General features: G+C 59.7%; 25 protein-coding genes and 4 pseudogenes. 14 read left to right on the plus strand and 15 right to left on the minus strand.

What is annotated here, in order from left to right; translation table 11 throughout:
* Positions 1-209: 209 nt before the first annotated feature.
* Positions 210-599: an FMN-dependent NADH-azoreductase gene (locus AB4Z52_RS27905; RefSeq protein ID WP_442221136.1), complete on the minus strand. Its 390-nt coding sequence runs from the start codon at positions 597-599 to the stop codon at positions 210-212.
* Positions 600-773: 174 nt separating this feature from the next.
* Here AB4Z52_RS27905 and AB4Z52_RS27910 point away from each other — a divergent pair, with 174 nt between their 5' ends.
* Positions 774-1,067, plus strand: a complete 294-nt coding sequence (locus AB4Z52_RS27910; RefSeq protein WP_442221137.1) for a winged helix-turn-helix transcriptional regulator — start codon at positions 774-776, stop codon at positions 1,065-1,067.
* Positions 1,068-1,195: 128 nt separating this feature from the next.
* On the opposite strand, the gene AB4Z52_RS27915 is transcribed toward AB4Z52_RS27910, so the two are convergent.
* Both AB4Z52_RS27915 and AB4Z52_RS27920 read right to left on the minus strand, forming a co-directional pair.
* Positions 1,196-1,597: a type II toxin-antitoxin system death-on-curing family toxin gene (locus AB4Z52_RS27915; RefSeq protein ID WP_442221138.1), complete on the minus strand. Its 402-nt coding sequence runs from the start codon at positions 1,595-1,597 to the stop codon at positions 1,196-1,198.
* Entirely contained in the window at positions 1,594-1,899 is a 306-nt protein-coding gene (locus AB4Z52_RS27920) for a hypothetical protein (RefSeq protein ID WP_442221139.1), read from the minus strand. The genes AB4Z52_RS27915 and AB4Z52_RS27920 overlap by 4 nt, the downstream gene beginning before the upstream one ends.
* A 486-nt stretch (positions 1,900-2,385) precedes the next feature.
* Between AB4Z52_RS27920 and AB4Z52_RS27925 the strand changes: the two genes are divergently transcribed.
* The 3 genes and pseudogenes from AB4Z52_RS27925 to AB4Z52_RS27935 all read left to right on the plus strand — a co-directional run.
* Complete coding sequence (locus tag AB4Z52_RS27925) at positions 2,386-2,628, plus strand: type II toxin-antitoxin system Phd/YefM family antitoxin (RefSeq protein ID WP_442221140.1); 243 nt, start codon at positions 2,386-2,388, stop codon at positions 2,626-2,628.
* A complete protein-coding gene (locus AB4Z52_RS27930) occupies positions 2,628-3,047 on the plus strand; it encodes a type II toxin-antitoxin system VapC family toxin (protein ID WP_442221141.1) in 420 nt (139 codons plus the stop codon). Before AB4Z52_RS27925 ends, AB4Z52_RS27930 begins: the two co-directional genes overlap by 1 nt.
* A 22-nt stretch (positions 3,048-3,069) precedes the next feature.
* Positions 3,070-3,912, plus strand: a pseudogene (locus tag AB4Z52_RS27935) (integrase); the annotation flags it as partial.
* Positions 3,913-4,083: 171 nt separating this feature from the next.
* Here the strand turns inward: AB4Z52_RS27935 and AB4Z52_RS27940 are convergent.
* The 5 genes from AB4Z52_RS27940 to AB4Z52_RS27960 all read right to left on the minus strand — a co-directional run bounded on the left by AB4Z52_RS27940 (position 4,084) and on the right by AB4Z52_RS27960 (position 8,957).
* Entirely contained in the window at positions 4,084-5,262 is a 1,179-nt protein-coding gene (locus AB4Z52_RS27940; protein ID WP_442221142.1) for a M20 aminoacylase family protein, read from the minus strand.
* 63 nt (positions 5,263-5,325) lie between these two features.
* Positions 5,326-6,105, minus strand: coding sequence for an amino acid ABC transporter ATP-binding protein (locus AB4Z52_RS27945; protein ID WP_442221143.1), 780 nt, complete (start codon positions 6,103-6,105; stop codon positions 5,326-5,328).
* Positions 6,102-7,049, minus strand: coding sequence for an amino acid ABC transporter permease (locus tag AB4Z52_RS27950; RefSeq protein ID WP_442221144.1), 948 nt, complete (start codon positions 7,047-7,049; stop codon positions 6,102-6,104). The genes AB4Z52_RS27945 and AB4Z52_RS27950 overlap by 4 nt, the downstream gene beginning before the upstream one ends.
* Positions 7,046-7,936 carry an ABC transporter substrate-binding protein gene (locus AB4Z52_RS27955; protein ID WP_442221145.1) on the minus strand — a complete coding sequence of 297 codons (891 nt, stop codon included), beginning with the start codon at positions 7,934-7,936 and terminating at the stop codon, positions 7,046-7,048. The genes AB4Z52_RS27950 and AB4Z52_RS27955 overlap by 4 nt, the downstream gene beginning before the upstream one ends.
* A 31-nt stretch (positions 7,937-7,967) precedes the next feature.
* A complete protein-coding gene (locus AB4Z52_RS27960; RefSeq protein WP_442221146.1) occupies positions 7,968-8,957 on the minus strand; it encodes a nitrate ABC transporter substrate-binding protein in 990 nt (329 codons plus the stop codon).
* Positions 8,958-9,055: 98 nt separating this feature from the next.
* Here AB4Z52_RS27960 and AB4Z52_RS27965 point away from each other — a divergent pair, with 98 nt between their 5' ends.
* A complete protein-coding gene (locus tag AB4Z52_RS27965; RefSeq protein ID WP_442221147.1) occupies positions 9,056-10,384 on the plus strand; it encodes an aminotransferase-like domain-containing protein in 1,329 nt (442 codons plus the stop codon).
* A gap of 78 nt (positions 10,385-10,462) precedes the next feature.
* Here the strand turns inward: AB4Z52_RS27965 and AB4Z52_RS27970 are convergent, their stop codons facing one another.
* Positions 10,463-10,645: a DUF1403 family protein gene (locus tag AB4Z52_RS27970; RefSeq protein WP_442221148.1), complete on the minus strand. Its 183-nt coding sequence runs from the start codon at positions 10,643-10,645 to the stop codon at positions 10,463-10,465.
* A 7-nt stretch (positions 10,646-10,652) separates the two neighbouring features.
* Between AB4Z52_RS27970 and AB4Z52_RS27975 the strand changes: the two are divergent.
* Positions 10,653-11,802 (plus strand): annotated as a pseudogene (locus AB4Z52_RS27975) (tyrosine-type recombinase/integrase).
* A 545-nt stretch (positions 11,803-12,347) separates the two neighbouring features.
* Positions 12,348-12,737, plus strand: a complete 390-nt coding sequence (locus AB4Z52_RS27980; RefSeq protein ID WP_442221149.1) for a helix-turn-helix transcriptional regulator — start codon at positions 12,348-12,350, stop codon at positions 12,735-12,737.
* A 255-nt stretch (positions 12,738-12,992) separates the two neighbouring features.
* Here AB4Z52_RS27980 and AB4Z52_RS27985 read toward each other — a convergent pair whose 3' ends face one another.
* From AB4Z52_RS27985 to AB4Z52_RS28005, 5 genes and pseudogenes are all read right to left on the minus strand, one after another.
* A complete protein-coding gene (locus tag AB4Z52_RS27985; RefSeq protein ID WP_442221150.1) occupies positions 12,993-13,280 on the minus strand; it encodes a type II toxin-antitoxin system RelE/ParE family toxin in 288 nt (95 codons plus the stop codon).
* Complete coding sequence (relB, locus tag AB4Z52_RS27990; protein WP_442221151.1) at positions 13,267-13,566, minus strand: type II toxin-antitoxin system RelB family antitoxin; 300 nt, start codon at positions 13,564-13,566, stop codon at positions 13,267-13,269. The genes AB4Z52_RS27985 and relB overlap by 14 nt, the downstream gene beginning before the upstream one ends.
* 393 nt (positions 13,567-13,959) lie before the next feature.
* On the minus strand, positions 13,960-15,759 hold the full coding sequence (locus tag AB4Z52_RS27995; RefSeq protein WP_442221152.1) for an SWIM zinc finger family protein: 1,800 nt from the start codon (positions 15,757-15,759) through the stop codon (positions 13,960-13,962).
* A pseudogene (gene scpB, locus AB4Z52_RS28000) lies at positions 15,756-16,524 on the minus strand (SMC-Scp complex subunit ScpB). The gene AB4Z52_RS27995 and the pseudogene scpB overlap by 4 nt, the downstream one beginning before the upstream one ends.
* Positions 16,525-16,526: 2 nt before the next feature.
* Positions 16,527-17,452 (minus strand): annotated as a pseudogene (locus tag AB4Z52_RS28005) (DUF1403 family protein).
* A gap of 189 nt (positions 17,453-17,641) precedes the next feature.
* Between AB4Z52_RS28005 and AB4Z52_RS28010 the strand changes: the two are divergent.
* The gene (locus AB4Z52_RS28010; protein ID WP_442221153.1) at positions 17,642-17,890 is read left to right on the plus strand and encodes a type II toxin-antitoxin system VapB family antitoxin; all 249 of its coding nucleotides are present in this window, start codon (positions 17,642-17,644) and stop codon (positions 17,888-17,890) included.
* Positions 17,887-18,273, plus strand: coding sequence for a type II toxin-antitoxin system VapC family toxin (locus tag AB4Z52_RS28015; RefSeq protein ID WP_442221154.1), 387 nt, complete (start codon positions 17,887-17,889; stop codon positions 18,271-18,273). Before AB4Z52_RS28010 ends, AB4Z52_RS28015 begins: the two co-directional genes overlap by 4 nt.
* Positions 18,274-18,632: 359 nt before the next feature.
* Here AB4Z52_RS28015 and AB4Z52_RS28020 read toward each other — a convergent pair whose 3' ends face one another.
* Positions 18,633-18,938 carry a hemagglutinin repeat-containing protein gene (locus tag AB4Z52_RS28020; RefSeq protein ID WP_442221155.1) on the minus strand — a complete coding sequence of 102 codons (306 nt, stop codon included), beginning with the start codon at positions 18,936-18,938 and terminating at the stop codon, positions 18,633-18,635.
* Positions 18,939-19,018: 80 nt separating this feature from the next.
* Between AB4Z52_RS28020 and AB4Z52_RS28025 the strand changes: the two genes are divergently transcribed.
* The 5 genes from AB4Z52_RS28025 to nirD all read left to right on the plus strand — a co-directional run bounded on the left by AB4Z52_RS28025 (position 19,019) and on the right by nirD (position 25,199).
* Positions 19,019-19,621: an ANTAR domain-containing response regulator gene (locus AB4Z52_RS28025; protein ID WP_442221156.1), complete on the plus strand. Its 603-nt coding sequence runs from the start codon at positions 19,019-19,021 to the stop codon at positions 19,619-19,621.
* Positions 19,618-20,853 carry a CmpA/NrtA family ABC transporter substrate-binding protein gene (locus tag AB4Z52_RS28030; RefSeq protein ID WP_442221157.1) on the plus strand — a complete coding sequence of 412 codons (1,236 nt, stop codon included), beginning with the start codon at positions 19,618-19,620 and terminating at the stop codon, positions 20,851-20,853. Before AB4Z52_RS28025 ends, AB4Z52_RS28030 begins: the two co-directional genes overlap by 4 nt.
* A gap of 296 nt (positions 20,854-21,149) precedes the next feature.
* Positions 21,150-22,385: an MFS transporter gene (locus tag AB4Z52_RS28035; RefSeq protein ID WP_442221158.1), complete on the plus strand. Its 1,236-nt coding sequence runs from the start codon at positions 21,150-21,152 to the stop codon at positions 22,383-22,385.
* 17 nt (positions 22,386-22,402) lie between these two features.
* Entirely contained in the window at positions 22,403-24,853 is a 2,451-nt protein-coding gene (gene nirB, locus AB4Z52_RS28040) for a nitrite reductase large subunit NirB (protein WP_442221159.1), read from the plus strand.
* 4 nt (positions 24,854-24,857) lie between these two features.
* Positions 24,858-25,199: a nitrite reductase small subunit NirD gene (gene nirD / locus AB4Z52_RS28045; protein ID WP_442221160.1), complete on the plus strand. Its 342-nt coding sequence runs from the start codon at positions 24,858-24,860 to the stop codon at positions 25,197-25,199.
* Positions 25,200-25,303: the final 104 nt, after the last annotated feature.

A 25,303-nucleotide genomic window follows, 5' to 3' on the forward strand; every position in this document is an offset into this window, starting at 1 on the left:
TTGTGGCCGAGCCCTCCCTCAAATCTGTGTCTTAGAATCTCGCGGACAAGCCGCATATTCAATCTCTCCGCTGGCATCGCGTTCCTTCCTCTCAGCGCACCGAAAGGAGGAGCTTCTCACCAGCAGGAAACCCCGACAAACACCCCAACCAGGGGGCGGCATCATCTCGGAACGAGGGGGCGGTTAATTCTCGGAATTGGGGGGCGGCATCATTTCGGAATCAGGGGGCGGCTTGCCTCGGAATTTGCACCATAGGTGAAAGTGCGCTTGACGCGAATGACGTGATCAAGCCACGCCTTGAGGGTAGAAGGAATGGTGAAGTTGTACATCGCGATGCCGACCACGATGATGTCGGACTGCTCCAACTCCGCGATCAACTCTTCCGCCAGAACGGCGGAGGGGCTTGTCCCCTCCTGCATGGCCAACTGGACGGGAACGAGTTCGGCGCTCAGGTGGGGAAGCGGTTCGGCGGCAAGATCCCGGACCGAAACCTGAGCGTCAGGATGATTTTCTAGAAACGCGGTCAGATAGGATTGAACGAGGACACGGCTTGCGGATTCGGCACCGCGCAAACTGGTCTGGAGAACTAGGGCACGCATTTTTCACCTCATTGAGAGCAATTTCGATTTGGGGAAGGTATTTACCAACTAACCGCTGGACAAGTACGCACCTTTTGGTAAGTTTTAGAGATGAACGAATTATCTGAGAGCGGTGAGCTTACAAGCCCCGGAAATGTGTTTCGCTCGGGCTGTCCAGCCCGCGAGATTCTTGACGTGCTGGCCGAAAAATGGGTCTTGCTCATCCTGCATGCCCTTGCCGCTGGCCCCATGAGGACGGGCGAGCTTCGACGGTGCATAGAGGGGATCTCGGAAAAGATGCTCATTCAGTCGTTGCGAGCTTTGCAGGATCATGGGCTGGTGCAGCGCCAATCCTACGGCGAGGTTCCCCCACGCGTCGATTATCGATTGACCGAAGTCGGACTATCACTCAGCCAAATCGTGAAGATGATGGATGGATGGGTTGAGCAAAACGCCCAACTGTTGATGGCCTCACGACCGGCGAACTGAATAGGCGGACCACCTCTTCTAGGCGCGCCAGTTCAGGCAACCGGGCTCCTTGCCTCTCAGTTCGGATGCCGATTGACGATTTCGCCTCAAATAACCAGGTGCAATTATCACGTCGGTGGAGAGGAGCGCTAAAGCGCCCGCAGCGCCATCTCGATCTGTGCGACAACCGATTCAATCTGTCTATCATCTTCCATTAGCTTCTCGATGGTGTCGGCAAGAAGCTGCTTATCCGTGTCCGTCTGGGCCAGGGTGTGGCCGTTCTGTCTCAGGAAGACGCGCGCCGTCGCCCATGCGGTCCGCTTGTTGCCCTGAAGAAAGCCGTGCGCTTTGCCGATGCCGAAGATAATCTCCCCTGCAAGCGCGGCGAGGCTGGTCATGCTGCCGTAATGGTAGCAATTGATCGCACGCTCAAGGCCAGCAGCGAGCGTGCTGGCGTCACGGACGCCGTGAGGCTCATTGGTCGTGGCAACGGTGCGTTGATTTAAATGGATCACGTCCTCGAGTGAGACCCAGAGGGGCTCATCGGTCACTTTGCGAGTATATCGAAAATAATTCTATCCTCGACGTAGATCTCGTCGAAGAATGCATCGATATCCAGCCTTTCTTTGATCGGCCGAGCCAGCTTGGTCTGAGACTCCGCACGAGGCGCCGAAGCGGCCGCTGTCCTTGTGGTTTCCACAAAGCGTCCGGCAATCGCCTTGGCGTATCCGGCGCCGCCCTTGTTGATTTCACGAAACGCGCCAGCTCGTGCGTCACGCAGAATCTCGCGCCGACCACGTGGGCTTGGCCTCGGTCTCTTGCTGTCTGGTGGTGGGTTGCGGTCCGTCGCCATAAATCATTCCCTAGTCTTCTAGCTATATAGCGCAGAGTTGGCGCAAATGCGAGAGGCGCACCAGAAGCAGAAGCACCCATCGCGTCATCAGACTCGTCTGCAACGATGCGGCGTTCGAACGAGAGCTCATGCTGAGCAGTGCGCGTCGACTGTCAACTGTCTGCATAGGATATCTCGCCGGATTATCAAGTGGGCAGCGCCACTAAATGTGCCCCTCTCACCCAAATCTAACGCTTTTTTACCGGGCTTGGCGCGCTTTATGTCATTTATACTGTTGACATAGTAGTATATAGAGGAAGCTATATAGGTATTTATTTCCGTTACTATTCGTTAGCCATACTCGCCGCTCTAACCATCGATAAGTATAGGTTATCGGAAGTAATATGGTTAGGACTTGACCTATCGACCGTATTGTCGAGCAGGATCCGGAAAATTGACGCAAAGCACTCTCTGCTCGACCACAGATGTAATTACGGGAGAATAGTCATGACGGTTACAGTTAAGGTCGCGGAGGCCAAGACCCGTTTATCCGAGCTTTTGGCGAAAGTCGAAGCCGGCGAAGAGGTCATCATCTCGCGTGGCAACATCCCGGTTGCCCGGCTGTCCCGCTTCCGCCGCGAAAACGACATCGATGCGCTGATCGCCGAGATCAGGGCGCAACGTGCTGGCCGGCAACCCACGACCCAGGAAGAAATTCGTGAGTGGCGCGACGAGGGCCGTCGGTACTGATGTCCTTTATCCTTGACGCATCCATTGCCGCGGCCTGGTTTCTTCCCGACGAACAGCACGATGTTGCCGACCGGCTGATGGCCGATCTGCGATCGACGGTGGCGCTGGTACCGGCCCTGTTCTGGGTCGAAACCCGCAATCTGTTTCTGGTGGCCGAACGGCGCGGGCGACTGCGTCCCGGCGAAGCGCTTCTGCTGATGACGCAATTGCGAGGACTGCCCTTGGAGGACGCCGGATCCGGAGGCGACGGGCTGGTGCTAGACTTGGCGGCCCGCCATACGTTGACAGGCTATGACGCCAGCTACGTCGCGCTGGCGAAAACACAGGGCCTGCCGCTGGCGACAGGCGACCGCAAGATGGCGGCGGCCGCCCGCAGTGAGGCCATAGCCATCGTGGGGCCGCTCGAGCATGAGCATTGATCCTGCCGGCCCAGGCTGATCGCTGCTCAAGCGCGCCGAACAGCTGGACACCATCGCCGCGGTGCTGCCGATCGACCGTCGCGACAAGCTCGCCGAGCTGTTAGCCGACCAGGATGTCGAGACGCTGCGCCATCTCGTCAACGAGGGCATGGGCGAAAACACGCTTCGGGCGCTCACCTCGGATTTCGCCTACCTGCAGGCCTGGTCGCTGGCTGCGAGCGGAAGCCCTCTGCCCTGGCCTGCGCCCGAAGCGCTGCTTCTGAAATTTGTCGCGCATCACCTGTGGGATCCGCACCGCCGCGAGACCGATGCCGAGCACGGCATGCCGGCCGATGTTGACCGAATCCTTAGAGATGGCGGCTTTCTCAGATCGACCGGACCGCACGCGCCGCATACCGTGCGTCGGCGTCTTGCCAACTGGTCGAGGCTGACGAAATGGCGAGGGCTCGAGGGCGCCTTCGCCGTGCCTGCCCTTCAATCGGCGATCCGGTTGGCGGTGCGCGCCGTACCGCGGCAACGCCGTCGCAAGAGCGCCAGAGCAGTGACAGGCGATATCATTGCCAAGCTGCTCGCCACGTGCCGGACGGACAGCTTGCGCGACCTGCGCGACCGAGCCGTCCTGATGGTCGGATTTGCCTCAGGTGGCCGCCGGCGCAGCGAGATTGCGGGTTTGCGCAACGAACAATTGTAGCAGGAAGCACCGGTTATCGGTGAGCATGGAAGCCCCCTCCCCTCTCTCGCCACCCATCTCGGCCGCACCAAGACCAGCGGCACGGATGACGACGAAGTCGTCTATCTCACCGGTCGACCTGTCGATGCGCTGAATGCCGGGCTCACCGCCGCCAAGATTGATACCGGGAGTGTGAAAGCAGGTTGGCCCGGATGAAATGCAGATCTCCACCAGACGCTCCGCGCCTAGTGTGAGGAACGTCACTGTGAATTGAAGCGCCTTGAGGCGTTGGAAGCCGCTGAGAAGCTGGTCATCAGGTCTTACTATGGAATTACCGGAAGACGTCAACCGCGAGTTGACCAGTCGCTAGACCAAATACCGCTCGGTTAACCTTGCCCATAGGGCCGCGCCGACAGTTAGATTTTCGTCAGCGAAATCGTATTTCGCGCTGTGCAGAATGGGCGAATTGACTCCATTGCCGAGGCGCAAGAAGCTGCCGGGCTTGTGCTCCAGAAAATAAGAGAAATCCTCGCTACCCGGAATGAGATGGCAAGTCGAAACCTTGTCCGCGCCAACCAGTTCTCCGGCAACTATGCGGGCGAATTCGGTTTCCTTCACGGAATTGACGACGACCGGATAGCCCCGTTCATAGTCTATGCGGATGCCGGCGCCATAACCGTCTGCGATGGATTCGGTCAATTTGCGGATGCGGGTTTCCAGAAGCTGGCGCACTTGCGGGTCGAACGAGCGGACGCTGAGCAGCAGCGTGGCGGTTTCGGGAATAACGTTCGCCGCTTTGCCGGCATGGATGGCGCCGACGGTCACAACGGCGGTCTGTGTCGGATCGATGCTGCGCGAAACGACCGATTGCAGGCTGACAACCATGGTGCAAGCGACAACGATGGGATCGATGGTCAAGTGCGGGCGGGAGGCGTGGCCACCCTTGCCTGTTATGGTGATCTCGACTGTGTCGGAAGAGGCCATCAGCGGGCCGGATCGGGTCAGTAATGTTCCTTCCGGCGCGCCCGGGTGATTGTGCAGGCCATAAATCGCATCGAAGGGGAAGCGTTCGAACAAGCCGTCACGGATCATCGCCTGGGCGCCGCTGAAGGCGCCTGCCTCTTCCGCCGGCTGGAAGACGAGGTTGACGGTGCCGCTGAAGCGGCGGGTGCGGGCAAGATATTCTGCGGCGCCGAGCAGCATGGTGGTATGGCCGTCGTGGCCGCAAGCGTGCATCTTACCTGGCACGGTGCTGGCATAGTCGCAACCCGTTTGTTCGGTGATCGGCAGCGCATCCATGTCCGCGCGAATGGCGACGCTCTTCTTGCCGGCGCCAACCGTCAGCCGCGCCACCACGCCGTGCCCACCGACGCCGCGTGCGACCTCATACCCCCAGCTTTCAAGCTTCTCCGCCACGAAGCGGGCTGTTTCCGTCTCCTCGAAGGAGAGTTCGGGATGGGCGTGGAGATGGCGACGGATGTCGGTCAGCTCTGACCTCATCGGTTCGAAATCCGAAAGGCGGGCAAAATCGTTGTCGAGGGTCATGGCTATTCCAGTTTTCAGATCAGCGGTGCAGGACCGGGGAGGCCAGGGGAGGAGGTGGCCGTGCTAGATGAAGCGGGACAGGAAGCTGCGGGTGCGGGGATGCTGCGGATTGCCGATGACCTCGTCGGGCTTGCCTTGCTCGACGACCTTGCCGTCATCCATGAAGACGACGCGGTCGGCCGCCTCACGGGCAAAGCCGATCTCGTGGGTCACGACGATCATCGTCAGGCCCTGGCCGGCAAGATCGCGCATGGTGGCCAGCACCTCGCCGACCAATTCCGGATCGAGGGCAGAGGTCGGCTCATCGAACAGCATCAGTTTCGGCTTGATCGCCAAGGCCCTGGCGATGGCGACGCGCTGCTGCTGGCCGCCGGAAAGCTGGCGCGGATAGCTATCGGCCTTTGCCAGAAGCCCGACGCGGTCTAGCAAAGCCATGGCTTCCTTGCGCGCTTCGCTACGGCTTTGGCCGTGGATGCCGACCGGCGCTTCCATGATGTTCTGCAGCGCCGTCATATGCGGGTAGAGATTGAACTGCTGGAATACCATGCCGATTTTGCGACGCTGGAGCATGATGGTATGGCTGGACAGCGCGACGAGGCGGCCTTTCTTGAACTGGTAGCCGATCTGCTCGCCATCCACTTCGACCGACCCTCGGCTGATGGATTCCAGATGGTTGATGCAGCGCAGAAAAGTGGATTTTCCCGAGCCGGATGGTCCGAGGATGGCCACCACCTCGCCCGTTGCCACATCGAGATCGATGCCCTTCAGCACTTCGAGATGATCGAAGGATTTGTGGACATTGCGCGCCCGCACCAGCGGCGTCGGTTGCACGACCGCATTCATTCTCCGACCTCCTGCGTCAACGCTGCCGCAACTTCTTTCGCGGGTTTTGTCGGGCCGCTGCGACGATCGCCGCGACCAAAGTGGCGTTCGATATAGCCCTGGCCGATGTTCAGCACCGAGGTGATCAGCAGGTACCAGAGCACGGCAACAAGCAGCAGCGGCACGACCTCGAAGGTTCGGTTGTATATGGACTGGACCGAATAGAGCAGGTCGGCCATAGCGATAACACTGACGAGCGAGGTCGCCTTGATCATGCTGATCAACTGGTTGCCCGTCGGCGGCACGATGGAGCGCATGGCCTGGGGAATGATGATGCGGCGCAGCGCGCGAATGCGCGTCATGCCGAAGGCTTCGGCCGTCTCGAACTGCCCCTTGTCGACGGACAGCAGGCCGCCGCGGATGATCTCGGCCATATAGGCTGATTCATTCAGTGCCAGGCCGGCGATCGCCGCCGTCATCGGACTGATGACGGAATTGGTTTCCCAGCTGAAGAAGGTCGGACCGAAGGGGATGCCGATCGACAGGGTCGGAAATAGTGTCGAGAGATTGTACCAGAAGATCAGCTGGACCAGCAGTGGCGTGCCGCGAAAGAACCAGATGAACAGCGCAGATAGCAGGCGCGCCAGCCGGCTGTTCGACAGCCTGGCAATCGCCAGCAGCAACCCCAGTGCGATGCCGATTGCCATGGCGACGATGGTTAATCCCAGCGAGACATACAAGCCGTCGATGACGGTGGGATCGAAGAAGTAGCGGGCGACGGTGGACCAGCCGAAATTGGCATTGTTGGCGACCGACCAGGCGAAATAGGCAGCTATGGCAAGCGTTACCAGCCAGGCAGCAATAGGGGCCGCGGGAAACGGGTTATGGGCATTTGCAACATCCTGCTTCGCCAGATCTGCACCGCCGGCGAGCGGCGGTGCTCTATCATGTGGTCCGTTGGTCATCTCGCTGCGGTGCCGCCAAGATTGATGCCGGGTTCTTTGATCATGTTGTTCTCGAGCCCCCATTTCTTCATGATGGCAGCGTAGGTGCCGTTGTTGACAAGTTCCTTGATCGCGTCGCGCAGGACGGGGCTGAGCGGCGACCCTTTCGGAAGAACGGCGCCCTGGAACAGGTTGTCGAACCCGTTCTTCTCGCCGGTGCCGGCAAGTTCCAACTGGCCGTTTGCCTGCGACACGAAATAGGTCAGCGGTGCCTGTGACGAGAAGAAGGCATCGGAGCGTTTAGATCGGACGGAGAGGATGGAGGTCGGCTGATCGGTAAAGGATTGAACCTGCAGCGCAGGCTTGCCATCCTTGCTGCATTTTTCGGCCTGGGCCTTGATCACCTTTTCGGCCGAGCCGCCAGCCATGACGGCGATGTTATGGCCGCAGGCGGAATCAAGCGACCTGATACCCTTGGGATTTCCCTTTTCGACGGCGAACACCACGAACTCCTGAACGTAGTCGACGAAATCATTGGCATTTTCCCGAGACGGGAAGTCACCGACAGGGCCTTCCGCATATTGGAACCGGCCGGAATTGATGCCGGTCAGAAGCGCCGGAAAGCCGCCGACCGTCGCATTGGTGATCTCGATGCCGAGGATCTGGCCGATGGCCGTCGTCAATTCCGCGCTGGCGCCGGTAACATCGGTCGCGCCGTTGACGATCTCGTAGGGCGGAAAGGAACCGCTGTTGACGGACACCACCTTGCCGGCGGTGCGAATGCTTTCGGGCAATTTCGCCCGCAGATCCTGGTTGATCGCCAGCTTCGGCAAAGAGGTGTCCTGTGCCGAGGCCGCGCCCGCGATCATCAGGCTTGCCAAGGCAAAGTAGGTTACATTCTTCAACATGCTCATTCCCCTTGGGTTGGATTCTTGTGTCTTAGTTTGCGACGCAGGAAGGCCGTGTGCTGCTGCCGTCGGTATCGATGGGAAAAAGTTCTTCCGGTGTCATCAGCCGCGGTAAGATACCCTGGAGGTGGAGTTCGCTGGCAAAATCGACGATCATCTTTCGATTGGGCTGAAAGCCGCTTCGATCCCATCCTTCCGGCAGTTCGCCAGCGGACTTCAAAAGCTCGTCAAACATAAAGGGTGTGGTCTCGGCGTATTTGCGGCGTTTGCTCAACCACATACGCTGTGATTCATCGATAAGTGCACTGAGCTCTCCGACCACCCAAGGATGCTCGGCGACGATCCCGGCCTTGAGACCAATTAGATGCATGCCGGGGACATAGCCCACATCGCGAAAATAGCGATGCTCGGCAGAGCGAAAATCCGGCAGCAACTGCCGGAATATCGACTCTTCCGCGAAATAGCCGTCGGGCATGAACGGTGTGAAGATCGCATCGAGTTCGCCATCCCTGAGCAGGTCGACCATCGGGCGTTCGCCGCGCACAGCCTCGATATAGCCTGGGCGGCCAAAACCATCGAGGCGGTCGACGATCGGATGGGCTTCGGTCAGCCGCCCGGCGTACCACATGGCATCTTCCACGCCGACACCTTCTCGGCGCATGGCAGCGCGTGTCCAGGTATTGCCGGAGTCCCGCCATCCCGTGACGCCGATGCGCTTGCCGGCAAGCTGGCCAATCGCCGTGATGGAACTGTTCTTGGTCGTGACGATGCAACGGTGGCGAAAGCCTCGCATGATGAAATTCGGGATGCCGACCAAACTTTCGTCGCCGTCGATGCGGTGCTGCGTGTAGCGGCTGAAGGAGACCTCCGCAGCATCGTAAATGTCGCTGGTGCCCACATGAGGGATCAACGTGCCGACCCTATCGACCTTTAGATCGAGCCGCGGGGAGGAGACATCGCCGAGAACGAGGGGTGTCATGTAATCCCAGTCACGAATGGCGAGGCGGAGCGCAAGAGGCATGAATAGTACTCGCGAAAGCTTGTTTTCCACGTCAGTAAATGTTCAAATCACGAGGATCAAATGCTATTACGTTATTGAACATTTAATATGGCGCGAAAATGAGCGACAATGTCGGTGCGGCCTGGTTTGCCGAGAAATTGAACGACCGGAGCATCCAGGGTATTGCGGTCGGGACCAGCGCGTTGATCCGAGCTGGCGCATTGCCCGTCGGCACCAAGCTTCCACCGATCCGCGACCTCGCCTTTGCGCTGGGCGTCAGCCCGGCGACCATTTCAGAGGCCTGGAGCGAACTCAGGCGGCAGAAGGTCATCAGCGGCCGGGGGCGCAACGGCACATGGATCAGCGGCGACCGTTTTGCTGCCAAGCCGGAGCGTTTGGCGAGCGTCGGCCACTACGGCGACGACGTTCTCGACCTGACCGCTGCTGTCCCCGATATCCGCCTACTTCCAAAGCTCACCGAAGCCATGGCCTATGGCGCATCGGCCGAGCAGCTCAACAGCTATGAGCGAAGCCGGATCTTGCCGGAGCTTGAGGAGGCTGTGAGGCGGGACTGGCCCTACGAGGCAGAAGCCCTCCTAGCGACGAATGGTGGGTATAACGCAGTCTATACCCTGATCCATGCTCTTGTTATGCCAGGTGCATACGTTGCTATCGAAGATCCGACGGGTTTACGGCTGCTGGATATCCTGGAGGATCGCGGTGTGCGCATCCTGCCGGTGCGGTGCGATGAGGACGGCCCGCTGCCGTCGTCGCTTCGCGAAGCCATGACGCATCGCCCGGTCGCCTTCATCTTTCAGCCGCGGGTCCATTCGGTAACGGGGCAAAGCGTCAGCTCCGAGCGCATGGCGAGCCTCGCCGAGGTCCTGCGCGGTCATGATACGCTGATTGTCGAGGATGATGGCATTGGGGATCTTGCGACCGCACCTCGCCAGTCGATGGGCGCGCTGTTTCCCGACCGTGTCATTCATATTCTTTCCATGTCAAAGACCCACGGACCTGACTTACGTCTTGCGGTGCTCTCAAGTTCACGGGCAATCGTTGACCAGATCCAGTCTTATCGCAGTTTCAGCGCCGGTTGGACTAGCCGCATCCTTCAGGCCGCTGGTGCCTGGCTATTGCGGGATCCGGGCACAAACGAAGTCGTTGACCGGTCTCGCGTAATATACCTCTTGCGACGCAGCAATCTTATTGACGCACTGAGGAGGAGGGGCATCGAAGCGGCCCATGGCGGAGGCCTCTGCGCCTGGATCCCAGTCTCATCCGAGCCATTTGCACTCGTGACGCTCGCAGCCAGAGGTATCGCTGTTCATCCTGGTGCGAAATTTAGCATTCTGCCGAGCAGGCATTTGCGGGTCGCAACGGCCATACTTTCGGATCGATGTGAAGAAGTTGCTTCTGGTATCGCGCTCGCAGCAGCCCAGCACTGAAGATTTTAGTGTAGATCAAGTATGCCGAAGATCGCATCACCGTACTCAGCGCACGACTGTCTGCAGTGCAGCTTCCTCTTAAGGCCCCGACAGTTCGCGCACGGCGCCGAAACCTTCCTGCCGTTCGAACAGCCGGCGGCTGGCCCAGCGCGACAGATCGCTTCCGGGTGCGGCGGCCGACAGCGCATCGTCATTGAGCAGTTGCCGGATGACAGTATCTGCGCCCCCGATAATCTTGCTTATCGGTCTTTTGCTCTTCATCGAGAGAATGGCCCAAAACGTCGAGCAGAACCCCGAAGACACCCCTCCGGAAGACGCTGCGCCGTCGCTCAGCACGGCGGTTTCCGTCGATGTTGCCGATCCGGCGCCGGAGGCGCGGCCTCAGGCATTGCCTCACCCGCAGCCGGTGCCTAAGGCATTGCCTACCCAGCCAGCCCATCTCGAAACGCTTGCCGATCGCGCCCGCACCTATGTCGAGGCGGCGAGTTCCAAAAATACCCGTCGCGCCTTTGCCGCCGACTGGAAGCATTTTTCCGCCTGGTGCCGGCGATCCGGCCTGTCGCCCCTGCCCCCAGAGCCGCAGATCGTCGGCCTCTATATCACCGCCTGTGCATCCGCGCGGTGACAGCGGACAAAAAACCGAATTCGGTGTCGACCATCGAGCGTCGCCTTTCCTCGCTCAGTTGGACCTATGCCCAGCGTGGCGAGCAAAAATTGGATCGCAAGGATTGGCACATCGCCACCGTCATGGCCGGCATTCGCAACACCCACGCCTCCCCTCCCCGGCAGAAGGAAGCGGTGCTGCCCGAAGATCTGATCGCCATGCTGGTGACGCTCGACCGGCGCAGCCTCGGGGCATCCGGGATCGGGCGATTCTGCTGCTCGGCTTTGTCGGCGGCCTGCGCCGCTCGGAAATCGTCGGCCTCGATGTCGGTCGCTACCAAACCGAAGATTCTTCCGGCTGGATCGAGATTTTTGACAAGGGTCTGCTCGTCACCCTCCGGGGCAAAACCGGCTGGCGCGAGGTCGAGATCGGCCGCGGCTCGTCGGACGCCACCTGCCCTGTCGTCGCCATGCAAACCTGGCTGACGCTCGCCAGGATCGCCCATGGTCCGATCTTTCGTCGGGTGACCAGACAGGGAAAGTCGGTCGGCCCCGATCCGCTGCACGGCCAGGAGGTGGCAAGGCTGGTCAAACGCGCTGCGCTGACGGCCGGCGTCCGCTGCGATCTATCGGAGAGCGAGCGCGGGATGAAGTTTTCAGGACACTCTTTGCGGGCCGGTCTTGCCTCCTCGGCCGAGGTCGATGAACGCTATGTCCAGAAGCAGTTGGGACATACTTCCGCAGAAATGACCCGTCGGTGTCAGCGCCGCAGGGACCGATTCCGGGTAAATTTGACCAAGGCTTCAGGGCTTTAGCCAGCCCCTTCCTGCTCGATTTCACGCAGCTGCGGAATTTCCCGATTATCGTATCGCTTCACTTGAAATCGGATGTTAAAAGCCCACTTGGCTGGCCGGTTTCCTTGTCCTCCATGTCCAAAAAGATTCATCGGTATTCATCACGTTACGCTGATAGTTCCGTCACCTGCTGCTCCCGAGCGGTAACGAACAGTCGAATACACAAGGAGCGCTACGGCCATGATCCCGTACGGTATCAATATAATTTCGCTTGCTCCCGTAAGGGTGCAAGATGGGTTGTATTCATCCAATCACCATGACATGTTCCCGCTCGGGAGCAAAGGACAACGAAATTGCCAAAAAACCCGTTCGAGTCGGTCAGCGACATCCAGAAGTTGGTCAACCAAGCCAACCCGGCGATTGAAATAGCCCGCACGTTCGCCTCGATTTAGGCGCACGCTCAAGCAATAAAGAATCTCAACAAGAATTTGAATGCGAACGACGACCTCATGAAGTCGATCGAGTCTGCCTCTGACATTGCCAGGCGGTTGACGCAGCAGTCGGATATGGCGGCCAGACTGACGAAGGTGTTGCCTAAGATAGATCTAAACCTCCCGGATATCTCCACAAAAATAAAGGCATCCTTGCCCAAGCAATTTGCGGATATCTCGGCCCATCCAGCGACGCATGCCTCGGTCGCCATGCCAAAAGCCAGTCCGGGGACCTTTGCGAAAGCGGACGTCCAACTCGATAGCATCGTAGATCTTGGACGAATGGTCCGTCGCTTGCGCGAAGGCCGAAAACTGTCCCAGCAGGAGTTTGCAGATCTAGCAGGAGTCGGACGCCGGTTTGTCTCTGAACTGGAGAACGGCAAGCCAACGCTGGAATTCGCAAAAGTCCTCCAAGTCGCTCGCGCGGCCGGGATATCCCTTATCGCGCGCGACCGGTCACTGTAGTGGAAGCTTTAGCTCTCGATGTCCGCCTGGACAATTCGGTCGACCCGGTGGGAGTGCTCGTCTGAGATCAACGGGGCGGTCTGGCATTCGCCTATAGCGGAACATATGTCTCACAGCCCTCGACTAGCGCCAAGGCAAGGTCAATCCCCGCCGTGACACCGGCGGAAGTCCAAACGTCGCCATCGCGGACAAAGATCGGATCTGGGTCAAGGCCCCTCTAATGTTCAGGGCCACGCCGCCCATGTCGAATGGCCGCTACTCCCGCGCCAGCGGCCACTGCTGCGCGGCGTGGAGCACACGCAGGATGCGCACAGCAAATGGGTCTTCAGCGTACACTACGATGTAGTTTGCCCGCACAACCATTTCCCGCGTGCCTTCGACCCGGCCCGGCCTGTAAAGCCGCGGATGCTCCCGCAGTTTTGCGACTTTGACCTCGATGTCGTCTTTCAGCCTTTGCGCGGCGTCGGGGTTATCATCCGAGATGTAATCGACAATCGCTAGCACATCGGCGCGAGCTGTCTCCAACCATTCAAGCTCGGGCACGGCGCTTCCCGTCAATCAGTGCTTGCACTTCGTCCATGACTTGCTGATGTGGCACGCCCGGTCGGGTATCGGCTAGAGCCTCGCGCACCTTAGCACGGAACCATTCGTCATGAGCTTCGGGGTCCGTTGTCAGGCCGGCCGGCAAGCCGCCTTCTTTGGCAACGCGGGTTAGGAAGATGCGCACGGCTTCCGAGACGGACAAGCCAAAGTTTGCAAGCGTTTCGGTCGCGTCGGCCTTGAGCTTGTCGTCTACACGGATGTGCAGCATGGATGTTTGTGCGGCCATCGTCGATTCTCCTAGTGTTGCCTTGTCTCCAATATGTATCTCAACCGAGATACATTCAAGGTCCGCCCTGTCTGGCGCCGATTTCGAAATTTTGCTAAAGGTTGTTCGCTACTTCTTGCCGAGGAACGCAGCCATCCAGAGTCACCGTATCAGTCCGAAACGGTCGCATTCTAACAACTTCCTTCTGTCTTAGCGACAGCCGGCCTCAACACTGAGCAAAAATCAAAAACAAGATGTGCATGACAATCCGGCGGCAGAAATGAGTGTATCGGCCATCGCCAGGAAGTTCGGCACGACCAGACAGATCATCATGCGCCTATCAAACGAAGGTCCACGATCCGTTCTATCTTGGGATGGGAGTTTGAACTTGTCGCATCCCGGCTGTGATCGTCGTCAAAGCGTGCCAACGTCCAGCCGGAGGGCTTCGAGCAGCGGCCTAAGTTTGTGTTTGCGCCGGTGTTTTTCGATCAGGAAATCGATTCTTGCGATCCAGTCCTCGAGCCGGCCGGCGGCGTCGTAGGCGAACGCAGCCTTTTCAAGCCATTGTGCCGCCAATTCATAGTGCCTCGACTGCCCAGCTTCCATGATGCCGCCTGCCATGCGTTCGGCGATGTCGACCACCCAGCCGGGATGGCTGGCATGTGCGATGTCCGCGAGCCGCAAAAGGACGGTGTCGGAGGGATTGCCCGGTATCATCTCGAGATCGACGGACCGCACCGCGTCCTCGATCATCCCCTCGCTGAGGTAGATCTTCGTTCGCTCCCAGGCATGGCGCGCGGCCGCCAGGCTCGTAAGCAGGCCGGCACGCAATTCGATCCAATCCGCTCCAGCCAAGGTCTGGGCCACCTCAAAATCCTCAAGCGACATGCTCGCCTCAAAGGCCCGGCGCGCCGCCATCAGCGCCAGCTCCTTGCGTCCGAGCAAACCGGCATTGTCCCTTAGCCAACGGGCCAAGCTGGCCGCTCCAGCCAAACGATTACTTTCAGGCGCCAGGCTTGCCCCCCACTCGGCAAGGTCCAGGGCCGCATCGACATGCCCTGCGTCCATGAGGAGGCGCGCAAGCTGCAGCGTCTCTTCGCTGGAGCGGAACCATTTGTGCGCACGGCCCACCGCTTCATCGATGCGTCCAAGCCGGACCAACATGGCAGTAGAGTCGCCATGGCGGCTCGCAGCACTGGAAAGGTAGAGGAACGCGTCGATCCGGCCGCTGACATCGAGAACACGCAGCCGCGCTTGCGTCAACCGCTCGGTCGTCCAGTCGCTTCTTCCCGAAGGCGGCCAGGTGCGGCTTCTTCCAGCCAGAACGTCGTCAAGGCCAATCTCGTCCCACCCTTGCTCAAGCGCATCGACCGCAACCTGCAGACAGGCATCCAGACCATAGTCATCGAGCATGCCTTGCCAGACATCGAGCCGGACCATCAGATCGTCGCGCTCTTCCAGAAGGAGGTCGCTCATCAGGACTGCCTCGGCGATAAGCTGTCCGAGCGGAGGAAAAAATTCGTGCAGCGTCTCATCGAAATCAGCCTGTTCTCTCCATGCAGGCACGAGCGCTTCCATCACCGGCTCCAGAATCTTCAGAGCATTGCGCCCTTCGCCGATATCGAGGAACGGTTTTGCCTTGTCGATCAGCGCCGCGAACGCCTCTTCATCAACGGCACCCACGTCGTCCCAGCGATGCCGGCGCGCATAGCCTCCAGACAACAGCCGCTCGGCCTGCCGCCTGACGAGCTTCGAATCGATGGCGGCTGGAGGCTTACCCGTCACCCCCGGCATGCCGCTCACCAGTTCGGTCTCGAGCCAGGGTTCGAGTCCGGGATCTTGCCCGGCCCGCTTGACCAACAGGGCCATCAGAGCCTCACGATCAAGGTCGCCAAGCATATCGGCAAGCGCGGGACGTTCGGCAACCGCACCGGGCGTCTCTTTGTATTTGAGGAGCACGGCGACGATATGTTTGCAGGCGCCACCCCAGTCATACGGGCAGGAGCAACGCGTGGCGGCCACACCACCGTCATGAAGTTCTATCGTGACGGCATAAGACGTGAACTCTCTACCTTCGACCTCGGCAACGATCCGCTCACCGCGGCGCTCCAAGTCGGAAACGGCACCACGACGAAAGTACTCCCGGCCACGCGTGAAGGATTCTACCGTTGCCAGTGCACGCACGGCGTTTTCGTCGAGAGCCGCATCTTTCATGTATCGTCCTGCTCCTGGAACTCAAATTCGTCGCCGCCGGCATCGCCAAGCGGCTCGACCTCATCCGCATAGCCGCCATTCATCCGCCCTGTTGCGCCATCGCTCGCCACCAGCTTTTGCCCGCTCAGCGACCCTGTATCCTCCAGTGCTTCGATATTCGGCAGGTCGCGCAGCGTCTCCATGCCGAACGCCGACAGAAAGTGGTTCGTGGTTACCTAGGTATAGGGCGCCCCGGTTGTCAGGCTGCGCGGCCCAGAGGTGAGAAAGCCGGCGCCCCGCAGCGCTTCGATGGTGTCGCGCGACACTTCCTTGCCAAAAATCTTCGACAACTCTCCGCGCGTCACCGGCTGGAAAATACCCGACCGCCATCAGCACCATCGCCTCGAACTCCGACAGCGCCGCGGCACCCGATCGCGTCGGCGCAGACGATTCCTGTATCGCTTCCGCGTAATGCGGCCGGGTTCGATGCTGCAAGCCGCCGGCCACCGACACCAACTCATAGGACCTGGAACGAAGTTCCTCGCGCAGGTCATCAATGATGAGATCGATGCTGCAATCTCTTCCCACCACCGGCACCAAAATCTCGCGGCTGACCGGCCGGGCCGCAGCGAAGATAACCGCCTCGACCCGCAGCATCCACTCCCTCCAGCGCAGTTCCGGCTGCAGATCTTCCAGCTCCCGATCAAGGCGGGCTTCGCCTCCGACACCTGGTTGCGACGCTCGTCCTTGGTTGCGGGATGGTTTCGCTGCGTTCAATCCGGCCATCGTCACAACCCATAAATCCGGAAGGATGATCGGCCGGACAATTCGCACACCGCCTCAAAGCTTTCGAGCCGCTCGAACAGCCGGATGGCCGCCCAGCGCGACAGACTGCTGCCCGGCGCCGAGGCCGGCACGGCATCCTCGTCGAGCAGTTTGCAGATGACGGTCTCGGCGTTTTTGGTCCGCAGTTTTGGCGCCACCGACAACAGTTTTTCCGCTCGGCGGCCGATATCGGCTGCTGAGCGCCGCGCCGCGCTGGTGCCGTCGACCAGCGCCAAACAAACGGCGCGCTCAAAGCCAGGCTCACACGGGCGGAAGGCCGGGCCATAGCGTTCGCGCAGCAGCAGGGGAATTGGTCGCGGCCATTTCAGCTTGTGCGCCAGCACGACGTCGGCGAGCCCCAGGGCGAGCATCTCGGCATCCGGGCGAACGGCAAAAATCGCCGTTATCAAGTCGGCCACCGCGAAGGGCGCTGCTCGCCCGAATTGATTCGCGGAATCGATCAGATCCGGGATCGCAGCAAGACCACCATCCCATCGAAGTCCGAATAGATCGGCAAGCTCCTTAACGAAGGCAGTGGTGATTGTGCCGGATCGGCGCGACAACATTCGCGTGGCCAAAAACAGCTTTCCGGCGGGGCCGGGATCGTCTCCGGCGGCGGTCAACTGGACGGCGTCGCGCAACGCGCTTTCCTCCTCGCTGCGGCCGACCATTCTGGCGGCGACGGCGGTGGACTTGAGGGCAGGCGATCGCGCCAGCAGCCAAGCCATGGCGGCTCGGCGCGGATCAGATCATCGAGCGTTTTCAGGGCGATGCCGGCGGCGAAGGCGGCGTCCGCTTCGCTCGGCTGGTGTCCGCGCGCCAAGGTCCAGTCCGGCAGGCGGGGCGGCCAAACGGGGCTCTGCGACGAGGCGATCAGAAACGATTCCATGGGAGCGTGCATAGATCAGACGAGCGGCTCATGCCAGAGATATCGCCATTAACCGCACCGCCTGTCGCCAACAAACAACGACCGATAATCTTGCGTTATCGTTCGTTGCTCGAACTCGCTTGGAATGACATCGAATCCAGTATAGAAAGGTAGAAATATAGGATTTATTCTAGATAGGAACGACCCGAGATGAACCTCAGCATCAAGGATCCGGAAGCCCATCGCTTAGCGCAGGCGATCTCCCATGCCACAGGGGAAAGCATGACCCGCGTCGTGACTGAAGCCTTGCGGGAACGCCTGGCGAAAGTCGAGAAGCGCAAGGCACGGGCGAGCGTGGAAGAACTTCTGACAATTGCCGACCGGGCTGCGGCCCACGTCAAACGACCCTACGTCGATCACGCCGAATTTCTCTACGACGAGCACGGGATTCCGAAATGATCCTCGACACCTCTGCGCTCGTAGCGATCCTATACAGGGAAGCTGAAACGGTAGATTTCGTCGAGCGAATCCGGGCAGCTGAAACCTGCCAGATGAGCGTCGCCAACTATGTTGAACTGTCGATAATCGTCGAGAGCCAGCTTGGCCCCGACGGCATGCGCCAGGCCGAAGCCTTCTTCCGACGGGCCGGCATCATCATCGAACCCGTCACGATTGAGCATGGCGAGCTGGCGCGACAGGCTTTCCTCGATTTCGGCAAGGGGCGCCACAAAGCCGGACTGAATTTTGGCGATTGCTTTGCCTATGCCCTTGCCAAAGCAACCGGCGAACCGCTGCTGTTCAAGGGCAACGACTTTTCGCAAACCGACATCAAGGCCGCATAACCGATGATGCATCTGCCCGACCCTTTCGACGCTGAGGATCAACTCCCCTCCGCCTGAGCCGGCGTCATAGAACCAACGCGACCGGCGCCGACGACGAGCATCTTGGACTATCCTCGCGGGCCAGATACGAGGCTGCAAGAGCGGCCACGCCTAAAGTTCGGCGCCCGGTAAATTTGCATTATCGGTTGTTTTGACGCCGCGAGCGTCCCGCACCGCATGCAGGGAACCTTCTCGGGGGCTACCCTCTGCCAGCTGGAACCGGCTCGCGATCGAACCGATCGTCATGTTCATCAGTTGCGACAGCGCTGCAGCGCTCTGCAGCCGCTGCTGCGCCTTCAGCCTGTCGATATCGAAGGGATCTACCTGGTGCTGACCGTGTTCGGGCCGCTGACATTCGAACTGACCTGGGTGACTGAGCTGTCGTTCTCCTTGCCGCTGCTAAAACTTGCATTCGTGGTCGGGCCGGCGCCGATGAAGTTGCCGCCGGCATCGATGCCGGCGGCGAACCCGACGCTGGCGCTGCCAGACTTGCTGCTGTTCTTGCTGGCGCTGGTCGCCTGAACGATTTCGAGGTCGCCATTCCCGGCCGCCGAGATCAGTACGTTGCCGTTGTTTGTGTAACAATACCCATGACGGCGCTTGATTTTGAGGCTGACTTCCCGCATGTGCGATCTTGTCGTTTCGGCCTTTCCAGTCCGCACGCCCGATATTGAATGAATGCCGATAAACCTGTGGCGTCGATCTCATGAAACCTAGCAGTCTGAATGTACTGGTGATTGATGAGAATCGCATTCGCGCATCCGTCATTGAAGAAGGTCTGCGGGACGCAGGATATGATCGCGTTACAGTCATCGCCGACATGACAGGTCTTGCCAGGCGCATCACCGAGATCAACCCTGATGTGATTGTCATCGATCTCGAAAACCCCAACCGGGACATGTTGGAAAGCATGTTCCAAATATCACGTGCGGTAAACCGGCCTATCGCGATGTTCGTAGACAAGTCCGACGAAGCCTCCATCGAGGCGGCAGTGGACGCTGGGGTTTCAGCATATATCGTCGACGGTCTAAAGCAGGAACGTGTTCGCCCTATCCTGAAGATGGCAATTAGTCGCTTCAATGCGTTTTCACGACTGAGCAGAGAGCTTGAAGAAGCACGCGGCGAGCTGGAAAATCGCAAGCTGATTGACCGTGCCAAGGGGGTGCTGATGCGCGCCCGCGGGCTTTCGGAGAAAGAGGCCTATGCACTCCTTCGGCGAACGGCAATGGATCAGAACAGGAAAATCGTCGAGATCGCTCAAAGCCTCATCACCGCGGCCAGCCTGCTCGATCCGGGAGGCGACACATGAAGAAGAGTGGGTATGAAATCACGGCCGGCTTCTTGCCGCTCTTGGACAGTGCGCTCCTGGTTGTCGCCAAAGAGAAAGGCTTTGCCCAACAACAGCAGGTGGATCTCACGCTCGTGCGCGAGCGCTCGTGGGCAACGATCAGGGACAAATTGGCAGTCGGACATTTCGAGGTAGCCCATATCCTCGCGCCGATGCCGATCGCCTGCAATCTGGGGCTGACGGCGCCGGCACCGCGGATGATCGTCCCCATGGCGCTTGGCCTTGGCGGAAATGCCGTTGCGGTATCGGGTGGCCTATGGTGGGAAATGGCTGACAACGGTGCGACCGGCAATCTCGATGCCCGCTCAAGCGGCATTGCGCTACGGCAAGTGATCTCACAGCGGACTGGAGACCGGCTTCGTTTCGGTGTTGTGCACCCCTATTCCGGACATAACTACGAACTGCGGTACTGGCTTTCGGCAAGCGGCATCGATCCTGACAGGGAGATCGAGATCGTAACCCTGCCTCCTGCGGACATGGGAGATGCGCTGAAGGCCGGCTCCATCGACGGCTATTGTGCCGGTGAACCGTGGAATACGTTCGGCGTTCTGAAACGTGGCGCACATCTGGCGACGATCAAGGCAGCGATCTGGAAATCCAGTCCCGAAAAGGTACTCGGAGTGAATGGCCGTTGGGGCGACAGCCATCCAGAGGCCCTCGCCGCACTGCTCAGAGCGCTTTACAACGCATCACTCTGGTGCGCCGACGCTGCCAACCATGAGGAGCTTGCCATATTGCTTTCGGGACCGGCGTACATCGACAAGTCCGCCGAATGGCTGCGACCCGCAGTGACGGGCGAGCTTCGCATCGGTGGCCGCAATACTCAAACAGTAAAGGACTTTTTCGTCCCAAACGCTAAGGCGGCCACGTTTCCGTGGAAGAGCCACGCGCTTTGGTTCTACACGCAGATGGTACGATGGGGTCAGGTCAAGCATACTGCGCCTCATCAGCGCGTCGCCGGCAACACCTATAGACCGGATATTTACCGGAACGCTCTGAAGGCCCTGGGCCTGGCGATGCCGGCCGCAAGCTCCAAGGTGGAGGGCGCTTTGCGCGTGGAGACGCCGGTTGGCTCCAGTGGTGTGCTGACGCTTGGCCCGGACGGCTTTTTCGACGGCAATCTTTTCGATCCCGATCGCATCGATGAGTATGTCGCTGCTCAAAAAAATGCGAACCGTATGCCTATTTCGTGAGCAATGCTCAAATATTGGCATCATGCGCCAATGGTTTAATCGTTTTGCGGCCTGACTTGCGGCAGATTTCTACCGAAAAGCGGCGCAACTAGCCAAAATTCGCAATTGGCACGGGCCTTGCATGTAAATCTGCGAGCCGAAAGGCCGCATTTTTAGCGTCCAATGACGGGCGCCTCAAGCAAAGCCGCTGATCAGGATATACCGCGTACTTTCGTATGCGTAGCCTGACGTGCGGCTTTTTGTGCTTCTGACCTCAACGATGGATTGGCACGACCTTGTCGAGCCCAGGAGAAGCCATGTCTGCTCTCAAGAACACACAGCCCATGACTACGGGCGAACCAGCCAAAGCATTGTGGATTTCCACACTCGCTTTCACGATCTGTTTCGCCGTATGGACGATCTTTGCGATCATAGGCATTCGCATCAAGCAGGAACTTGGCCTCAGCGAGACCGAATTCGGCTTGCTGGTCGGCACACCTGTGCTCACCGGATCGATCGCTCGTATCCTGCTGGGGATATGGACGGAGCGTTACGGCGGTCGTCTGGTCTACACGCTCACAATGCTTGCGGCAGCAGTGGCAACCTTCCTGCTGTCTTATGCAACGACTTACGCGCAAATGCTGGTCGCTGGCCTCGGCGTCGGCCTTGCCGGTGGCTCCTTCGCCGTGGGCGTCGCCTATGTTTCCCCGTTCTTTCCGCCGGAGAAGCAGGGAACGGCACTGGGTATCTTTGGCGCCGGTAACGTCGGCGCGGCCGTCACCAAGTTCGCCGCCCCTTTCGTGCTGATCGCATGGGGATGGCAGGCCGTTGCAGAGGTATGGGCTCTCGTGCTCGCCGTGATGGCAATCGTTTTTTGGCTCACCACGACCGACGACCCAGCCTTCCGCGCTCGTCGCAATCGAGGCACTGCATCCAACGGCCTTCTGCAGGAATTTGCCCCTTTGAAGAATATTCAGGTCTGGCGCTTCTCACTCTACTACTTCTTTGCCTTTGGCGGGTTCGTCGCGCTTTCCCTGTGGTTGCCGCGCTATCTGGTCGGTGTGTACGGCTTCAACCTCGAAACCGCCGGCATGGTGGCCGCGGCCTACTCGATCCCCGGCAGTGTCTTTCGCGCGTTCGGCGGCCTCATCTCTGACAAGAAAGGAGCCCGCCGTGTGATGTATGCAACCTTGTCGGTCTCTGCTGTGGCCACTCTTATCCTCTCCTTTCCCGTTACGCCTCCCGCATTCATCGTCGTTGTCTTCGCTCTCGGCTTCTTCATGAGCCTCGGCAAGGCAGCTGTCTACAAACATATCCCAGCCTATTATCCGCAAAGCATCGGCGCTGTCGGCGGTGTTGTCGGTATGATGGGCGGGTTGGGTGGCTTCATCATGCCGATCGCCTTCGGCTTCCTCAAGGATATGACCGGACTTTGGTCAAGCTGTTTTCTCCTGCTCTTCGTAGTCGTTTCGATCTCGCTCGTCTGGATGCACCTGTCCGTTCGGCAACTTGAGCGACGTGGTCTTTCCTCCCAGGCCGCAACGGCATCTTAATCCAGGGAATTGATCCAATGACCCAGAAACTTGTCATCATCGGCAACGGCATGGCGCCTGGCCGCATGCTGGAACATCTCCTCGAAAAGGCGCCGGACTTTTATGACGTCACAATCTTCAATGCCGAACCGCGCGTCAATTACGATCGCATCATGCTCTCCCCGGTCCTTTCTGGCGAAAAGGACTACGAGCAGATCATCATTCACGGCGACGGCTGGTACATCAAGCACAACATCACGCTTTACAAGGGCCACAAGATCGTTGCCGTCGACCGGGCGGCCAAAACGGTCACGTCCGATCACGGTGTCACCGAGAGCTACGACAAGCTGGTGATCGCTACCGGTTCGGTGCCCTTCATCATTCCGGTGCCGGGCAAGGATCTGCCCGGCGTCATCACCTATCGCGACCTCGATGACGTGCAGGCGATGCTGCTTGCCGCCCAGTCGCGCGAGAAGGCGATCGTCATCGGCGGTGGCCTTCTCGGCCTCGAAGCGGCTGCCGGCCTTGCCTCCCGCGGCATGGATGTCACCGTTCTACATGTCATGCCGACGCTGATGGAACGCCAACTCGACCCTGCCGCAGGCTACCTCCTGCAAAAGGCCGTCGAAGAGCGCGGCATCAAGGTGATCACCAAGGCCAACACCAAGGCGATCATCGGCAGTGGCAAGGTTGAGGGCATCGAGCTTGATGATGGCCGCATCATTCCGGCGACGCTCGTCGTGATGGCGGTCGGCATTCGTCCCAATATCGGGCTTGCGAAGGACGCCGGTATCGCCGTTAACCGCGGCATCGTTGTCGACGCGGGCATGCAGACTTCGGATGGCAGCATCATGGCGCTCGGTGAATGCGCAGAAGTCAGCGGACAGGTCTACGGCCTCGTCGCCCCGCTCTACGAAATGGCGCGGGTCGCGGCTGCCCATCTTGCCGGTGACAGATCGGCGGCCTTCGTTCATTCCGACACGCCGACGAAGCTCAAGGTCACCGGCATCAACCTCTTTTCGCTCGGCGACTTTGCCGACGGCGACGACCGCGAGGAGATCGTCCTGCGCGATGCCGCCGGCGGCATCTACAAGCGCGTCATATTGAAGGACAATCGCATCATCGGAACAGTGCTCTACGGCGAGACGTCTGATGGTGCCTGGTTCAACGACCTSAAGAAGAAGGCGACCGACATCACCGCGATGCGGGACACGCTGATCTTTGGCCAGTCCTACCAGGGAGGGTCACCGCTGGACCCTATGGCGGCCGTTGCAGCCTTGCCGGATGATGCGGAAATCTGCGGCTGCAACGGCGTCTGTAAGGGCAAGATCGTCTCGACGATAACCAACAAGGGCCTGACGGCRCTCGACGAGGTTCGCGCCCACACCAAGGCATCCGCATCCTGCGGCAGCTGCACGGGCCTTGTCGAACAACTGATGTCACTGACGCTTGGCGAGAGCTACAATCCGAAAGCGGTGCAGCCGATGTGCACCTGCACGGAGCTCGGCCATGACGATGTCCGCCGCCTGATCAAGGCCAAGGGCCTGAAGACCATTCCAGCCGTYATGCAGGAGCTGGAGTGGAAGACATCCTGCGGCTGCGCCAAGTGCCGGCCGGCCCTTAATTAYTATCTCGTCTGCGACTGGCCGGATGAATACGCCGACGACTACCAGTCGCGCTTCATCAACGAGCGCGTCCACGCCAACATCCAAAAGGACGGCACCTATTCCGTCGTGCCGCGCATGTGGGGTGGGGTGACCAACGCCAACGAACTGCGCGCCATCGCCGACGTCGTCGACAAGTTCGAAATCCCGATGGTCAAGGTGACCGGCGGCCAGCGCATCGACCTGCTCGGCATCGAGAAGGAGGACCTTCCCGCCGTCTGGGCCGATCTCGGCAAGGCRGGGTTCATCTCCGGCCAGGCCTATGCCAAGGGCCTGCGCACCGTGAAGACCTGTGTCGGATCGGACTGGTGCCGCTTCGGSACGCAGGATTCGACCGGCCTTGGCATCCGCATCGARAAATTCATGTGGGGCTCGTGGACRCCGGCCAAGYTGAAACTGGCGGTCTCCGGCTGTCCGCGCAATTGCGCCGAGGCAACCTGCAAGGACATYGGCGTCATCTGCGTCGATTCAGGCTTCGAAATCCATTTCGCCGGTGCGGCCGGCCTCGACATCAAGGGCACCGAGGTTCTAGGCCTGGTGAAAACRCAGGACGAGGCGCTGGAGCACATCGTGGCACTGGCGCAAATGTACCGCGAGCAGGGACGYTATCTCGAGCGCATCTACAAATGGGCAAARCGCATCGGTCTTGACGAAATCCGTCGCCAGATCATGGACGACSYGGACAAGCGCCAAGGCTACTACGACCGCTTTGTCTTCAGCCAGACGTTCGCGCAGGTCGATCCGTGGTCGGAGCGGGTTTCCGGCAAGGACAAGCATGAGTTCCGGCCGATGGCGACGGTCGGCTTTCATCAGGCGGCGGAGTGAGGAGATGGACGTGAACTGGATCGCAATCGGTGACATTTCCGATATCCCGCTGCGTGGCGCGCGCTGCGTGAAGACGCCCGAGGGCAAGGTCGCGGTGTTCCGCACGGCCGAAAACGAAGTCTTCGCCATCGAGGATCATTGCCCGCACAAGGGCGGGCCACTCTCCCAGGGTATCGTCCACGGCACATCGGTCACATGCCCGCTGCACAACTGGGTCATCTCGCTGGAATCCGGCAAGGCGCTGGGCGCCGACGAGGGGCAGGTGAGGACCATTCCCTTGCGCAACGAGAATGGAGCGCTGTTCATTACCCTGAAGCAGAGCGCCCAGATGGTTGCGGCGGAGTGAAGATGACAGCACGCGTCACGATACCCCTCTTTGCAGGTTCGAGACATCATCCCCTTGCGGGTGAGATATCGACGAAGCAGGCAGGCATAAGCCATCGGCGACTA

The sequence above is a fragment of the Rhizobium sp. 2YAF20 genome (assembly GCF_052114685.1).
Classification (GTDB): Bacteria; Pseudomonadota; Alphaproteobacteria; order Rhizobiales; family Rhizobiaceae; genus Rhizobium.

Coding starts and splice junctions, on each gene's coding strand:
- AB4Z52_RS27905 (WP_442221136.1), bottom strand. CDS start 599: ATGCGTGCCCTAGTTCTCCAGACCAGTTTGCGCGGTGCCGAATCCGCA.
- AB4Z52_RS27920 (WP_442221139.1), bottom strand. CDS start 1,899: ATGGCGACGGACCGCAACCCACCACCAGACAGCAAGAGACCGAGGCCA.
- AB4Z52_RS27925 (WP_442221140.1), top strand. CDS start 2,386: ATGACGGTTACAGTTAAGGTCGCGGAGGCCAAGACCCGTTTATCCGAG.
- AB4Z52_RS27930 (WP_442221141.1), top strand. CDS start 2,628: ATGTCCTTTATCCTTGACGCATCCATTGCCGCGGCCTGGTTTCTTCCC.
- AB4Z52_RS27940 (WP_442221142.1), bottom strand. CDS start 5,262: ATGACCCTCGACAACGATTTTGCCCGCCTTTCGGATTTCGAACCGATG.
- AB4Z52_RS27945 (WP_442221143.1), bottom strand. CDS start 6,105: ATGAATGCGGTCGTGCAACCGACGCCGCTGGTGCGGGCGCGCAATGTC.
- AB4Z52_RS27950 (WP_442221144.1), bottom strand. CDS start 7,049: ATGACCAACGGACCACATGATAGAGCACCGCCGCTCGCCGGCGGTGCA.
- AB4Z52_RS27955 (WP_442221145.1), bottom strand. CDS start 7,936: ATGTTGAAGAATGTAACCTACTTTGCCTTGGCAAGCCTGATGATCGCG.
- AB4Z52_RS27960 (WP_442221146.1), bottom strand. CDS start 8,957: ATGCCTCTTGCGCTCCGCCTCGCCATTCGTGACTGGGATTACATGACA.
- AB4Z52_RS27965 (WP_442221147.1), top strand. CDS start 9,056: ATGAGCGACAATGTCGGTGCGGCCTGGTTTGCCGAGAAATTGAACGAC.
- AB4Z52_RS27970 (WP_442221148.1), bottom strand. CDS start 10,645: ATGAAGAGCAAAAGACCGATAAGCAAGATTATCGGGGGCGCAGATACT.
- AB4Z52_RS27980 (WP_442221149.1), top strand. CDS start 12,348: ATGGCGGCCAGACTGACGAAGGTGTTGCCTAAGATAGATCTAAACCTC.
- relB (WP_442221151.1), bottom strand. CDS start 13,566: ATGGCCGCACAAACATCCATGCTGCACATCCGTGTAGACGACAAGCTC.
- AB4Z52_RS27995 (WP_442221152.1), bottom strand. CDS start 15,759: ATGAAAGATGCGGCTCTCGACGAAAACGCCGTGCGTGCACTGGCAACG.
- AB4Z52_RS28010 (WP_442221153.1), top strand. CDS start 17,642: ATGAACCTCAGCATCAAGGATCCGGAAGCCCATCGCTTAGCGCAGGCG.
- AB4Z52_RS28015 (WP_442221154.1), top strand. CDS start 17,887: ATGATCCTCGACACCTCTGCGCTCGTAGCGATCCTATACAGGGAAGCT.
- AB4Z52_RS28020 (WP_442221155.1), bottom strand. CDS start 18,938: ATGCGGGAAGTCAGCCTCAAAATCAAGCGCCGTCATGGGTATTGTTAC.
- AB4Z52_RS28025 (WP_442221156.1), top strand. CDS start 19,019: ATGAAACCTAGCAGTCTGAATGTACTGGTGATTGATGAGAATCGCATT.
- AB4Z52_RS28030 (WP_442221157.1), top strand. CDS start 19,618: ATGAAGAAGAGTGGGTATGAAATCACGGCCGGCTTCTTGCCGCTCTTG.
- AB4Z52_RS28035 (WP_442221158.1), top strand. CDS start 21,150: ATGTCTGCTCTCAAGAACACACAGCCCATGACTACGGGCGAACCAGCC.
- nirD (WP_442221160.1), top strand. CDS start 24,858: ATGGACGTGAACTGGATCGCAATCGGTGACATTTCCGATATCCCGCTG.